The sequence below is a fragment of the Shinella sp. WSD5-1 genome (genome assembly GCF_963942435.1).
Taxonomy (GTDB): domain Bacteria; phylum Pseudomonadota; class Alphaproteobacteria; order Rhizobiales; family Rhizobiaceae; genus Shinella; species Shinella yambaruensis.
On record NZ_OZ012598.1, the window covers coordinates 334,979 to 347,780 of the forward strand.

11 protein-coding genes are annotated in these 12,802 nt (G+C 67.6%); 6 read left to right on the forward strand and 5 right to left on the reverse strand.

From position 1 onward, the window contains the following. The first annotated feature begins 45 nt into the window (after positions 1–45). Positions 46–981, forward strand: a complete 936-nt coding sequence (locus AABQ55_RS28350; protein WP_272808202.1) for an alpha/beta hydrolase — start codon at positions 46–48, stop codon at positions 979–981. On the opposite strand, the gene AABQ55_RS28355 is transcribed toward AABQ55_RS28350, so the two are convergent. The 4 genes from AABQ55_RS28355 to AABQ55_RS28370 are packed head-to-tail and all read right to left on the reverse strand — an operon-like array spanning position 978 to position 5,990. After that, the gene (locus AABQ55_RS28355) at positions 978–1,505 is read right to left on the reverse strand and encodes a sarcosine oxidase subunit gamma family protein (protein ID WP_272808201.1); all 528 of its coding nucleotides are present in this window, start codon (positions 1,503–1,505) and stop codon (positions 978–980) included. The genes AABQ55_RS28350 and AABQ55_RS28355 overlap by 4 nt on opposite strands. Beyond that, positions 1,498–4,461 carry a sarcosine oxidase subunit alpha gene (locus AABQ55_RS28360; protein WP_272808200.1) on the reverse strand — a complete coding sequence of 988 codons (2,964 nt, stop codon included), beginning with the start codon at positions 4,459–4,461 and terminating at the stop codon, positions 1,498–1,500. Before AABQ55_RS28360 ends, AABQ55_RS28355 begins: the two co-directional genes overlap by 8 nt. Further along, positions 4,458–4,727 carry a sarcosine oxidase subunit delta gene (locus AABQ55_RS28365; RefSeq protein WP_272808199.1) on the reverse strand — a complete coding sequence of 90 codons (270 nt, stop codon included), beginning with the start codon at positions 4,725–4,727 and terminating at the stop codon, positions 4,458–4,460. The genes AABQ55_RS28360 and AABQ55_RS28365 overlap by 4 nt, the downstream gene beginning before the upstream one ends. A gap of 12 nt (positions 4,728–4,739) precedes the next feature. Beyond that, on the reverse strand, positions 4,740–5,990 hold the full coding sequence (locus AABQ55_RS28370; protein WP_272808198.1) for a sarcosine oxidase subunit beta family protein: 1,251 nt from the start codon (positions 5,988–5,990) through the stop codon (positions 4,740–4,742). A gap of 98 nt (positions 5,991–6,088) precedes the next feature. Between AABQ55_RS28370 and AABQ55_RS28375 the strand changes: the two genes are divergently transcribed. Further along, complete coding sequence (locus AABQ55_RS28375) at positions 6,089–7,069, forward strand: GlxA family transcriptional regulator (protein ID WP_272808197.1); 981 nt, start codon at positions 6,089–6,091, stop codon at positions 7,067–7,069. Positions 7,070–7,088: 19 nt separating this feature from the next. Here AABQ55_RS28375 and AABQ55_RS28380 read toward each other — a convergent pair whose 3' ends face one another. Continuing rightward, complete coding sequence (locus tag AABQ55_RS28380) at positions 7,089–7,982, reverse strand: LysR family transcriptional regulator (RefSeq protein ID WP_272808448.1); 894 nt, start codon at positions 7,980–7,982, stop codon at positions 7,089–7,091. A 98-nt stretch (positions 7,983–8,080) separates the two neighbouring features. On the opposite strand from AABQ55_RS28380, the gene AABQ55_RS28385 reads away from it, so the two are divergent. Genes AABQ55_RS28385 through AABQ55_RS28400 form a run of 4 tightly spaced genes read left to right on the forward strand, consistent with a single transcriptional unit; the run spans position 8,081 to position 12,792 of the window. Next, positions 8,081–9,532 (forward strand): aldehyde dehydrogenase family protein, encoded by a 1,452-nt coding sequence (locus tag AABQ55_RS28385; protein ID WP_272808196.1) that lies wholly within the window; start codon positions 8,081–8,083, stop codon positions 9,530–9,532. Positions 9,533–9,536: 4 nt separating this feature from the next. Further along, complete coding sequence (locus tag AABQ55_RS28390) at positions 9,537–10,532, forward strand: membrane dipeptidase (RefSeq protein WP_272808195.1); 996 nt, start codon at positions 9,537–9,539, stop codon at positions 10,530–10,532. Next, entirely contained in the window at positions 10,529–12,223 is a 1,695-nt protein-coding gene (locus AABQ55_RS28395) for a hypothetical protein (RefSeq protein ID WP_272808194.1), read from the forward strand. Before AABQ55_RS28390 ends, AABQ55_RS28395 begins: the two co-directional genes overlap by 4 nt. Beyond that, a complete protein-coding gene (locus AABQ55_RS28400; RefSeq protein ID WP_272808193.1) occupies positions 12,220–12,792 on the forward strand; it encodes a DUF3726 domain-containing protein in 573 nt (190 codons plus the stop codon). The genes AABQ55_RS28395 and AABQ55_RS28400 overlap by 4 nt, the downstream gene beginning before the upstream one ends. Positions 12,793–12,802 lie beyond the last annotated feature (10 nt).

Consider the following 12,802-nt stretch of genomic DNA (forward strand, 5'->3'; position numbering starts at 1 on the left):
TTCCAAGGTCAGCGCGGCTCTTTCCCGTCTATGCAGAGACCCGAGATGGATTATCGACTCGATCCCGACCTGCAGGCCTATGTTGACACGGTCAACACGTTCTATCCGCCGGATGCGCTCGCCTTGCCGGTCGGCGAAAACCGCAGGATCTATGACCGCATGTGCCAAGCCCTGCGCCAGCCGCATCCCGACGGCGTGAGCCGCACGGATCGTCGAGCCGAGGATTGCGGGCACAGCGTTGCTGTCCGGGAATACCGGACCGGTGCGGATTATCGGCCGGATCGGCCGGTCGTTCTCTACTTCCATGGCGGCGGGTTCATTCTGGGCGGCCTCGAAAGCCACGACGATGTTTGCGCCGAACTCTGCGCAAGGACCGGCCTGTCCGTCGTCTCGGTCGACTATCGGCTGGCGCCCGAACATCGTCATCCGGCGCCGTTCGAGGACGCCGTGTGCGCCTTCCGGTGGGCCGGCCGGCACTTCGCCGCGCCCCTTCTCGTCATGGGGGAATCCGCCGGGGGCAATATCGCGGCCTGCCTCTGCCACGCCATGAAGGGGGCAAGGCGGCCGGCGATCGGCCAGCTTCTGATCTATCCGGCGATGTCCGCAGCCTGGATCGGCGAGAGCCATGAGCGGCATGCGCATGCCCCCTTGCTCTCCCAGGACGATGTCAGGGCCTATGACGCGGCGCGGGCGGGCGGCGCGCCGCCCTATGACGACCCGCGCTTCAGCCCGCTCGCAGCCGGTGATTTTTCCGGCCTGCCCCCGACGGTCGTATTCATCGCGGAATACGATCCGCTGGCCTGCGAGGGAGAAGCCTATTGCCGGGCGATCGGCGCGGCTGGCGGTACGGCATTGCTGCTGGCTGGCGCAGCCCTTCCGCACGGCTATGTGCGTGCCCGCGGTCTTTCCCTGCGGGCCAGGCGCGCTTTCGACGGGATCGTCCGCGAAACGACGAGGCTCGCCGCCGGATCCTCAGGCTAGAGGAATTCCGCGCACATAAGCGCGAGGTCGTCCCACAGGGTTTCGGCGAATCCACGCAGGACAGTGATCTCGAAGGCCTCCGCATCGAGGCGCGTGAGGTGGACCGAGACATGGCCGACAAGGGTCGCGGCCGTGTGCCCCGGCGCAAAGGCGGACGGATGAAGGTCGACGGCCGTGCCCTTGGACAGCACCGCCGCGGCCATCGGCCCTTCCAGATGCAGGCGCACCCGGCCATGGCTCTGATCGATGCCGCTGGCATGCGGCTCCAGTGCCGCGAGCAGGCGGCATGCCTGCGAATAGGGGGTCGGCCGGTCACCGACGAGCAGCCACTGGCCGGGCGAGATCGCCCGCAGCGCAAGCCCGGTCTCGGCGGCAAGCCGTTCGAGGCCATCCACCGGACCAGGCGTTTGCAGTCCCGCGATCATTTGCAGGATCGTGCCTTCGGGAAGCGCCGACAGGCGGATGCGCGACGAGGCGAGAGGCTTGCGGGCGGCAAGCGCCGGGAAGGGGCGAAGGTCAGGCATGAAGCTTCTCGTTGGCCGGATCGAAGAACACGGGAGCGCAGAGGTGTGCGGCGGTGAATTCACCGCGCAGCCCGTTCCACACGGTGACGTCCTCGCCATGGCGCTCGTCGCCGCGTCTGACCAGCGCCAGCCCGATGGTCGAGCCGATATGCGGCGAGAAGGCGCTGGAGGTAACGTAGCCTTGGTCGTTCTCCAGGGTTGGAGCCGCGCCCTTCGCCAGGATATGCGCGCCGCTGCGGAAAGACTGACCGGGATCGAGCGGCACGACGCCGACGAGGCGCGGCCGGTCGGGGGCGTTGAGACCTTCGCGTTGCAGCATGGCCTTGCCGATGAAGTCCGGCTTGCTTGCCGACACCATCTTGCCGAAGCCGAGGTCGCCCGGGGTCACGGTTCCATTGATCTCGTTGTGGGTGACATGACCTTTCTCGATGCGCAGAACGCTCAAGGCTTCCACGCCGTAGGGCATCAGGCCATCGGCCTGCCCGGCCTCCATCAGCGCCTCGGCGACGCGGTCGCCATAGGCCGCGGGCACGGCAAGCTCGTAGGCGCGCTCGCCGGAGAAGGAGATGCGGAAGAGCCGGCCGTGCAGCCTGCCGCCGAACAGCGAGACCTCCCGGGCCGCCAGGTAAGGAAAGGCGTCGTTGCCGAGATCCTCGTCGACGATGACTTGCAGGATCTTTCGCGATTTCGGCCCGGCGATCGCCATCTGTGCCCACTGGTCGGTGACGGAGGCGAGGCGCACGTCGAGCTCCGGCCAGAGCGCCTGCGCGCAGAACTCCAAGTGGTTCATGACCCCCGCCGCATAGGCCGTGGTCGTCGTCATGAAGAAGCGGTTTTCCTCGATCCGGCTTGTCGTGCCGTCGTCGTAGACCATGCCGTCCTCGCGCAGCATCAGCCCGTAGCGGGCCTTGCCGACCGGCAGCTTCAGGAAGGCGTTGCAATAGACCCGGTTGAGGAATTCGGCGGCGTCCGGCCCGCAGATCTCGATCTTGCCGAGCATGGAGACATCGCAAAGCCCGGCATTGTTGCGCACGTTGAGAACCTCGCGGTCGACGCTCTCCCGCCAGCCTTTCTCGCCGGTGCGCGGGAACCAGGCGGAACGGTACCAGAGGCCCGTTTCGACGAAGACCGCGCCATGGCGCTCCGCCCAGCCATGCAGCGGCGAGCGGCGCACCGGCTGGAAGTGCTCTCCGTGATAGGCGCCCGCAAGGGCGCCGAAGGAGACGGGGGTGTAGAATGGACGGAAGGTGGTCGTGCCGACCTCGCCCGGCGAAACGCCGCGCGCTTCGGCCAGCAGGCCGATGGCATTGATGTTGGAGAGTTTTCCCTGGTCGGTCGCCATGCCGCTGGTCGTATAGCGCTTGGCGAGTTCCACATGGCCGTAGCCTTCCTTCACCGCAAGATCGAGATCCCTGTGGTGCACGTCGTTCTGGAAATCGACGAAGGCCTTGCCCCGGACGCCGGGGATCGACCAGAGCACCTTGGCGGGCGCAGCCGGCGCATCGCCCTCGACCGGACCGAAGGGGATGGGGCTTGCGGCAAAGCCGAGCGCGGCGGCGAGGCTGGCGCCCTGGCGCGCGCCGTCCGCAAGGCAGGCTGCAAGGCCGGCGATGCCGGATGCGGCGCCGGCGGGAACGAGGCCATCGAGGCTTGCCGGGGACAGGAATGCCGCCTTCTCGTCGGACCAGACGGGTCTGCCGCCCCGATGGCAGGCCAGGTGGATGACCGGGCTGAAGCCGCCCGACAGGGCGAGCGCGTCCACCGCCAGCCGTTCCGTACGGCCGCCCGTGCGAATGTCGATGGCGGACAGGCTCCTGCCGCCATGAGCGTCGGTGACGACCGCGTTGCGGATGAGGCGCGCCTTTCCGGCATAGTCCGCGCCGCCGCTTTCACGCGGATCGATGATGGCCGCGACATCGAGGCCCTTCGCCTCGAGATCGCGGGCGAGTGCATAGCCGCTGTCATTGGTGGTGAAGATCGCCGTCGCCCTTCCGGGCGCGACGGCATGGCGATTGAGGTAGCTGCGCATGGCGCCGGCCATCATCACGCCGGGAATGTCGTTGCCGCCGAAGACCAGCGGTCTTTCTTCCGCGCCGCTGGCGAGGATCGCGCCCTTGGCGACGATGCGCCAGAGGCGTTCGACCGGCACGGACGGCGCCGGTTCGGCGAGATGTTTCTGCACCCGCTCGACCGCGCCGAAGACATTGCCGTCATACCAGCCGAAGACGGTGGTGCGCGTCAGCAGCGTGACGTTCGGCAGCGCCTCCAGCTCCGCGGCACAGTCCTGCGCGAAGGCCGGCGCCGGCCTGCCGGCGATCGTGGCGGTTTCGGACAGCAGTGCGCCGCCGGCCATCGCCTGCTCGTCGGCGACGATGACGCGCGCGCCGGACCGGGCGGCCGAAAGTGCCGCGGCAAGCCCCGTCGGCCCGGCGCCGATGACGAGAAGGTCGCAATGCGCCCAGCGCTTTTCATAGCGATCCGGGTCGGCCTGATGCGTCGCCCTCCCGAGACCGGCGGCCTTGCGGATGAAGGGCTCGTAGACCTTCTCCCAGAAGGCGGCGGGCCACATGAAGGTCTTGTAGTAGAAGCCGGCGCCGAGGAAGGGCGAGAGGAGGCCGTTCAGCGCGCCGATATCGAAGTCGAGCGAGGGCCAGCGGTTCTGGCTGCGGGCCGCAAGGCCGGCATAAAGCTCCTGCATGGTGGCGCGCGTATTGGGCTCCGTGCGCCCGCCGCTGCCGATGGTCACGAGCGCGTTCGGCTCGGCGGCGCCGGCCGTCAGGATGCCGCGCGGACGGTGGTATTTGAAGCTGCGGCCGACGAGCCGGCGGCCGTTGGCCAGCAGGGCGGAGGCGAGGCTGTCGCCCTGGAACCCCTGCATCTGCTTGCCGTCGAAGGTGAAGGCGAGCGGCTTGCTGCGATCGATCAGGCCGCCCTGCGGCAGGCGATGGGAGCTCATGCGGCGTGTCCTTGCACTGCGGCATCGCGGCAGGCGGCGACCTGGTGGGTGATGGTGTCGCGGCTGACGACCAGCCATCGGCGGCAGCCGGCGGTGTGGTGCCAGTATTCCTCATGGGACCCGCGCGGATTGTCGCGCAGATAGACATAGTCGAACCACTCGGCCGGATCGGCGGTTGGCGCGGGGCGTGGCAGCGCCGCACCCTTGATGGTGAATTCCTCTTTCGGTCTTGGCCCGCAATGCGGGCAGGGCACGAGGCTTGCCATGTCAAATCTCCGTCAGTGAAGGTTCGGCTGGGCGCCCTGGCCCTTTTCGTCGATGAGGTGACCCCGTCGGAAACGGTCGAGGCGGAAGGCCGCCGCCGTTTCGTGCGGCACGCCGCGCGCCAGGAGATGGGCGAAGCAGAAGCCGGAGGCGGGCGTTGCCTTGAAGCCGCCGTAGCACCAGCCGGCATTGAGGTAGAGATTGTCGATCGGCGTGCGGTCGATGATCGGCGAACCGTCCATCGACATGTCCATGATGCCGCCCCAGGCGCGCAGCACCCTGACGCGCGAGAGCGCCGGGATCATCGCCTTGCCGGCTTCGGCGACATGTTCGACGGTCGCCAGGTTGCCGCGCTGGGCGTAGGAATTGTAGCCGTCGATATCGCCGCCGAAGACGAGGCCGCCCTTGTCGGACTGCGAGACGTAGAAATGTCCCGCGCCGAAGGTGACGACGCCGTCGATGAAGGGCTTCAGCCCCTCCGAGACGAAGGCCTGCAGCACATGGCTTTCGAGCGGCAGCTTGAGATCCGCCATGCGGGCGACCTCGGACGAATTGCCGGCCGCCGCCAGCGCCAGCTTGCCGCAGCCGATGAAGCCGCGGCTCGTCTCGACGCCGGCGACGCGGTCGTTCTCGCGGCGGATGCCGGTGACCTCGCAGCCCTGGATGATGTCGACGCCGTGCCTGTCGGCGCCGCGGGCATAGCCCCAGGCGACCGCGTCGTGGCGCACCGTGCCGCCGCGCCGCTGCAGCAGCCCGCCCTTGATGGGAAAGCGGGCATTGTCGAAATCGAGGAAGGCCACCATGCGGCGCACGTCGTCGCGGTCAAGCAGTTCGGCATCGACGCTGTGCAGGCGCATGGCATTGCCGCGCCGCATATAGGCGTCGCGCTGCGCGTCGGAGTGGTAGAGGTTCAGCACGCCGCGCTGCGAGACCATGGCGTTGAAGTTGAAGTCCCGCTCCAGCCCCTCCCAGAGCTTCATCGACAGTTCATAGAACGGGTTGTTGCCCGGCAGCAGGTAGTTGGAGCGGATGATCGTCGTGTTGCGGCCGACATTGCCGGAGCCGATGTAGCTTTTCTCCAGCACCGCCACATTGGCGATGCCGAATTCCTTGGCGAGGTAGTAGGCCGCCGCCAGCCCATGCCCGCCGCCACCGACGATGATCACGTCATAATGCGGTTTCGGCTGCGGCTGGCGCCAGGCCGGTCGCCAGTCGCGGTTGCCGCGAAGTCCGTTCCAGAGGAGGGAGAGGGCTGAGTAGCGCATCGCCGTCGCTTTTCGTGAGAGAGGCCGTTGGTCCTTGAGTAGCAGCGAACGGGCATGCTTCATTGCATTGAAGGGACTTTTTGAGGTAGAATCAGGACATGCAGCCTCCTGATATCCGAAACCTGCAACGCATCGGCTTCATCCTGCTGCCGAATTTCGCATTGATGTCCTATGCCTCGGCGAGCGAGCCGCTGCGCGCGGCCAACCTCATCGCCGGCAGCCCGCTCTATGAGGTCGTGCCGCTCTCGGCGGATGGCCTTCCGGTCAGAAGCTCGGCCGGCCTGGAGATCGCCTGCGGCCGGCTTTCCGATCTCGGCGGCAGCTGCCACACGCTGTATGTCTGTGCCGGCGGCAATCCCGCCGACTGGCAGGGCAGTTCCGCCCTGCATGCGCCCTTACGCAAATTCGCCCGGGATGGCGTGCGCATCGGCGGGATTTCGAGTGGCGCCTATGTGCTCGCGGCCGCCGGGCTGCTCGATGCCTGCGCCTTCACCATCCATTGGGAACATGCGCCGCTGCTGCGCGAGACGTTCCCGCATCTTGTGCCGCGTCAGGCGCGCTTCGTGGTCGATGGCGGACGCGTCACCTGCGGCGGCGGCGTGGCGCCGCTCGACATGATGCATGCGGTGATCGCCGCGCGCATGGGCGCGGATTTCGCCCGCCGCGTCAGCGACTGGTATCTGCACACCGCCGTTGCCGAACCGGCCGACCCGCAGCGCGGCGCGGTGGCGGAGCGGTTCGGCACCAACCATCCGGCTTTGCTGGCCGTCCTCGAAAAGATGGAGACAGCCATCGAAAATCCGCTGAACCGCAGCGAGATGGCGCGGCTTGCCGGCATCAGCCCGCGCCATCTCGACCGGCTGTTCCTTACCCATCGCGGGCAGAGCTTCCTCGATACCTATCGCGCGATCCGCCTGGCGCATGGCCGGCGCCTCCTGGAGCAGAGCCCGCTTTCCATCGCCGAAATCGCCTATGCCACCGGTTTTTCCAGCGCCGGGCATTTTTCCCGCGCCTTCAGGGCCGCTTATGGTCATACGCCGGCAAAAGCCCGGCGCGCCGGCGCCACGCCTCATTCGTGAGGTGCAAGGCGCCCGGTGGTCAGGTTCCAAGCCGCTCGGCCACTATGGCCGGAATTTCCTTCAGGGCGAAGGCGCGGAAGGCCGCGGCGACGGGCGAGGGGGGAACGTCGCGCCGCTCGACCAGCCCCACCCGGCGGCTCGCCGCCGCATCGGCAAGGTCCAGCGCCGCCACGCCCTCATGCGCGCCATGCATGGTCAGCGAGGGCAGGATGGTCAGGCCGAGGCCCGCCTTCACCATCGCGACCAGTGAGGTGACGTTGTAGACGGTGATCAGCGACAGTGCCGAAAGCTGCTTGTAATCCGCCGCCTCGATCCGGTCGGACGCGCCATTGCGGATCAGCGTCGCCCCATTGAGATCGCTCCATTTGACGGGTCGTTCGAGGCGGCAGAGGTCGTGATCGTCCTTGCAAAGCAGCTTGAACCGGTCGCTGAAAAGCGGCGTGAACTCCACCGCGCCGCCCGTGCGGCTTTCGCCGGCAATGCCGATATCGGCGACGCCGCTTTCCACCATGCGGCGCACCTGCGCGCTGTCGATGTCGAACAGCTCGACCTGCACCTGCGGCCGGGTTTGAAGAAACCGTTGCAGGATCGGCGGCAGCACGTTCGTCGCCACGGACGGCACCGAGGCGATCGACAGGCTGCCGATGCGGCTGTGCGCGAAAGCGCGCATGATGCTGACGGACTTGTCGAAACTCCTGATCTGCTCGCGGCCGAGATCGAGCATCAGGTTGCCGAGCGCCGTCAGGCTGTTCTTGCGGTCCGTCTGGAACAGCGGTCCGCCGATCTCGTCTTCCAGCTGCTTCAGGGTCATCGACACGGCCGACGCGGTGCGGCCGACGGCGTCGGCCGCATCCTTGATGTTCCCGCTCTCCGCCACCGTGACGAAGACCCGCAATGCTTCCAGCTTGATCATGGCACTCACTTCAATTCTTCTGAAATTGATAACAGAAATATCTGCTTGATTGAAGCGTGGCGCTGGCGGATTTTCGGTCGAACGGAATGGAGATGCAAATGGCAGAACGCTACGCCAACCTGATCGGCGGCCGATGGAGGCAGGGCGAACGTTTCCACGAGAACCGCAACCCGTCGGATGTCACCGACCTGATCGGCCTTTACGCGCAGGCGGATGCAGCCGATGTCGACGAGGCGGTGGCGGCCGGCCGCGCAGCACTGCCGGCCTGGCGGAAGATCGGGCTCGAACAGCGCCAGGCGATCCTCAACACGATCGGCATGGAACTGATGGAGCGTGCCGCCGAACTCGGCGAACTGCTTTCACGGGAGGAGGGCAAGCCGCTGGCGGAAGGCCGCGGCGAGGTGTTTCGCGCCGGCCAGTTCTTCACCTATTATGCGGCCGAAGTGCTGCGTCAGCTCGGCGAGAACGCGGATTCGGTCCGCCCCGGCATCGAGATCGACATGCGCCGCGAGCCGATGGGGCTGGTGGCCGTCGTTTCCCCCTGGAATTTCCCGACCGCCACCGCCAGCTGGAAGATCGCCCCGGCGCTCGCCTATGGCAATGCCGTCATCTGGAAGCCGGCCAACGAGACGCCGGCCTCAGCCTTCGCGCTTGCCGACATCATCCACCGCGCCGGCTTGCCGGACGGAGCGTTCCAGTTGCTGATGGGGCCGGGTTCGGTCGTCGGCAACGGACTTGCCGGCCATCGCGGGGTCGATGCCATCACGTTTACCGGGTCCTACGAGGTCGGTTGTCAGGTGGCTGTCGCCGCGGCCGCGAACCTCACCAAGTTCCAGCTGGAACTCGGCTCCAAGAACGCCCTGCTTGTCATGGACGACGCCGATATCGACCTTGCCGTCGCGGCCTCGATCGGCGGCGGCTATTCGGGCACGGGGCAGAAATGCACCGCCTCCTCCCGTCTCCTGGTGCATGCGAAGGTCCACGACGTCTTCGTCGAGAAACTGGCTGCCGCCGTCGCGGCGCTGAAGGTCGGCCATGCGCTGGCGGACGGAACCCAGGTCGGCCCGGTGGTCAGCGAACGCCAGCTTGCCGCCAACCTCGCCTGGATGGAGCGTGCCCGCGCCGCTGGCGCCGCGGTCGCCGTCGGGGGCGAGCGCCTGCAGCTTGCCCATGACGGCTTCTACATGGCCCCCGCGCTCCTGACCGGCACGACCAATGCCATGGAATTCAACCGCGAGGAGATGTTCGCGCCCATCGCCGCGGTGCAGAAGGTCAGCTCCTACGAGGAGGGACTTTCCGTCGTCAACGACACGCGCTTCGGGCTGGTTGCCGGCATCTTCACCAGCTCGCTCGCTCGCGCCACCCACTTCCGGCGCCATGTCGAAACCGGCTGCATGACCGTCAACCTGCCCACGGCGGGCACGGACTATCATGTGCCCTTCGGCGGGCGGAAGGATTCGAGTTTCGGCTCGCGCGAGCACGGCCGCTCGGCCGCCGAATTCTACACCCAGGTCAAGACCGCCTATATCCGGGCGGGGGAGCCGGAGTAAGGCCATGGATGCAAAGATCGCCAGCCCCCTCGTCGATTGCCTGCAATATGCCAACTGGAGCCCGCGCGTTTTCTCCCAGATGCGGGCCGGCGGCGTGCATGCCGTCCATGCCACCATCGCCTATCACGAGAGCTTCCGCGAGACGGTCGCCAACATCATCGCCTGGAACCGCCACTTCGAGCGCCACCCGGACCTCATCTTCCCGGGCCGATCCGGCAGCGATATCGAGCGGGCGATGCGGGAGGGGCGCACTGCCATCTTCTTCGGCCTGCAGAACCCGTCGCCCATCGAGGACGATATCGGGCTCATCGAGGTCTGCCATACGCTCGGCGTTCGCTTCATGCAGCTTTCCTACAACAACCAGTCCTTGCTTGCCACCGGCTGCTACGAGGGGGAAGATCCCGGCATCACCCGCTTCGGTCGCCAGGCCATCGCCGAGATGAACCGCGTCGGCATGGTCATCGACATGAGCCATTCCGCCGAACGCTCGACCCTGGAGGCGATAGAGATCTCGACCCGTCCGATCGCCATTACCCATGCCAATCCGCACTGGTGGCATCCTGCCCTGCGCAACAAGTCCGACACGGTCCTGAAGGCGCTGGCACGATCCGGCGGTATGCTCGGCCTGTCGCTCTATCCACATCACCTGAAGGACGGGTCCAACTGCACGCTGGAGGGTTTTTGCGCCATGGTCGCGGAGACGGCCGCGCGCTACGGCGTCGAGCATGTCGGCATCGGCAGCGACCTTTGCCAGGACCAGCCGGATTCGGTGGTGACATGGATGCGCAATGGCCGCTGGTCGAAGGTGATGGATTTCGGTGAAGGGTCGGCCGCCGCGGCCGGCTTTCCCCGCCAGCCGGCCTGGTTCACCAGCAATACCGATCTCGGCAACCTGCGGGACGGGCTGCACAGGGCCGGTTTCTCGGAGGCCGAGATGGGCGGCATCATGGGCGGCAACTGGCTGCGCTTCTACAACGCTTCGTTCGGGCCGATGCCATGACCGGCCGCGCGCTCGACGTAACGACGGAGCCTGCGCTGGCACTGCGCTCGCCGGATGTCGTCATGCGCCTGCGGCGAATGGGGGCCTCTTTTCCGACGCGGCTCAGCTTCCTGCGCAGCCTGATCCGGCATCTTGCGGCAAGCGGCGCGGCGGTGCATCGCGGTGTCTGGCGCATGGACGACGAGGGGTTTGGCGAGGCGGTCTATACGCTGCGGCTCGGCGGCCATGACTACAGCCTTGTCGCCTTCTCCTGCCCGCTCTCCGACGACCAGCGCTCCGACCGCGTGATCGCCGAGGCCTGGGATACGAGCTACGTGCTCTATGACGGCATTCCCGATGCCGCCGAGATCGGCCGGCTGCGGGCGAACGCGTCGCGGCAGGAGGCGGGGCGCTTCGGCCCGCGCGACCTGGTGCTGAGCCGCGCCAACAAGTCCGTGCGCTTCTTCGAGCATGTCGCCGACAGCCTGGCCCAAGGCCGGCAGCCGGATCGGGCGCGTCTCGGCGAGGTCGGTTACCTGCTGCGCACCACCGCCGTCTACGGCAATGGAAAATTCGGCATCGCCGACCGTTGCGTCCTTGCCGGGCGCAGGGGGCTGGATGGTCCCTTCCAGGCGGAGATGCTCACCGTCTGGCTGATCCGCGAATTCTCGCACGACCTCGTCGAGCACATCGCCCGGTGCCGCGCGCCCGAAACCGCCGTGCTGCTGGCGCCGGACTTGCGCCGTCACATCGGGGTCGGCAATTCCACCGGCCTCGGCATGGCGCCGTTCCTGGTAAACCATCCGGTGCTGCTGAACAACTGGGTCCTCGCCCGCGAGACCGCCCTGGCGCGTGTGCGGTCGAAACCGCATCTTGATGCGGCGGCGGTGAACAGGCTGGCCGATCTCTGGCGACAGGCGGCCCGGCACCTCGACCAATGGTCGGTGGAGGATGACGGGCTTGCGGCACGCATCGTTCGCCTGCGCGCGGAGTGGGCCGAGGCCGAAGCCTGGATCGATCCTGCGCGGCTGCTGGCCACGGCCTTTCCGGTCGCGGCCCTGCTCGACCGCGGGCAGCTCCTCTCCGTGGATTTCCAGGAACTGCTTGCCGCGCTGCTCATCGAGATGGCGGGACCTGAAAACGATGACCTTGCAGGCGGCATGGCGGCGGTGCGCGAAGGGGTGCTCCGACCGGGCATGGACCTGGCGGCCCTCCGCGCGCTCCTGCGCGAGCACTATGGATGGGCGCTCGCCATCGCCTTCGGGGAGCCGGCCGAAACCGCCCAGTTCTGGTATGTCTCGCAGGAGAAGCTGGAGCCGCGCCTCGGCCGCCGCGGAGCCGAGCCCGGGGCGGAACTGGAGCTGCCGCTCGACATCGCCCGGCAGGCGCAGCGGCTCGCCGCCGACCTTGCCGAAGTGCCGGAGACCGGGACCGTCGCCGCCTTCCTCGCCCGTTTCCCGAAGCATCGCCACATGGTTCGCCGCATCCAGGCGACGGCCGGCGCGCCCTATGCGGAAATCCGCGACAACCTGCTCTCGGACCGCTGCCTGCCGATCGACATGCTGCGCTGCAAGCTCGCCTTCTTCGGCGCGTCGAAATTCGATCCGCGCTCGGATCGCTGGACGCGCATCACGCTCTTCCAGGGCGCCCCGACGGCCGGCGAGATCACGGCCGGCGAAACCGACGACTGCTGGCTTCCGGTGCTGCCATGACGACGATCCTGCTTTCCTACAATGAAGTGCAGACACTCGCCCGCAAGGCGGCTGCCGGCGCGGGACTGCCTTACGGTGTTGCGGAGGATATCGGCGAGGCCGCCGTCTGGTTGGCGGCGCGCGGCGTCGATGCCGTCGCTGCCGTCGTCGACGCGCTTGCCGGGCGGGGGCCGGATGACATTCTCGAAGGCCTTGCGGATATCGATGCGCTCTGCTGCGGCGGCCGGGACGAGGTCGCGCTGCACGGCCGGGATTGCGGCCTGCTGCTGATCGGTCTTGCCGGTGCGACGGCAGGGGACATGGGGCTCTGCCTTGCGGTGGAGCGCGGCGAGGGCGCTGTCGTCCCGCTTGCGCTGGTGGAGGATGCCGGTGGCCTCATGCCGTCCGCGGCAGTGCTTCGTCTCCTGCCCGGGGACGACCGCCTTGCGCGGCCGGCAACGCCGCGACCGGCGGCAAGCGATCTGGCGGCCTATGCGGCGGCACTTGCGCTTGCGGCGCGAACCTGCGTCCCGGCCTCGGATTTTTCGCGCGCGCAGGGTGCGGGCGCGGGAACCACGGACAACGATTGAGGATATTTCC

Coding starts and splice junctions, on each gene's coding strand:
- AABQ55_RS28350 (WP_272808202.1), top strand. CDS start 46: ATGGATTATCGACTCGATCCCGACCTGCAGGCCTATGTTGACACGGTC.
- AABQ55_RS28355 (WP_272808201.1), bottom strand. CDS start 1,505: ATGCCTGACCTTCGCCCCTTCCCGGCGCTTGCCGCCCGCAAGCCTCTC.
- AABQ55_RS28360 (WP_272808200.1), bottom strand. CDS start 4,461: ATGAGCTCCCATCGCCTGCCGCAGGGCGGCCTGATCGATCGCAGCAAG.
- AABQ55_RS28365 (WP_272808199.1), bottom strand. CDS start 4,727: ATGGCAAGCCTCGTGCCCTGCCCGCATTGCGGGCCAAGACCGAAAGAG.
- AABQ55_RS28370 (WP_272808198.1), bottom strand. CDS start 5,990: ATGCGCTACTCAGCCCTCTCCCTCCTCTGGAACGGACTTCGCGGCAAC.
- AABQ55_RS28375 (WP_272808197.1), top strand. CDS start 6,089: ATGCAGCCTCCTGATATCCGAAACCTGCAACGCATCGGCTTCATCCTG.
- AABQ55_RS28380 (WP_272808448.1), bottom strand. CDS start 7,982: ATGATCAAGCTGGAAGCATTGCGGGTCTTCGTCACGGTGGCGGAGAGC.
- AABQ55_RS28385 (WP_272808196.1), top strand. CDS start 8,081: ATGGCAGAACGCTACGCCAACCTGATCGGCGGCCGATGGAGGCAGGGC.
- AABQ55_RS28390 (WP_272808195.1), top strand. CDS start 9,537: ATGGATGCAAAGATCGCCAGCCCCCTCGTCGATTGCCTGCAATATGCC.
- AABQ55_RS28395 (WP_272808194.1), top strand. CDS start 10,529: ATGACCGGCCGCGCGCTCGACGTAACGACGGAGCCTGCGCTGGCACTG.
- AABQ55_RS28400 (WP_272808193.1), top strand. CDS start 12,220: ATGACGACGATCCTGCTTTCCTACAATGAAGTGCAGACACTCGCCCGC.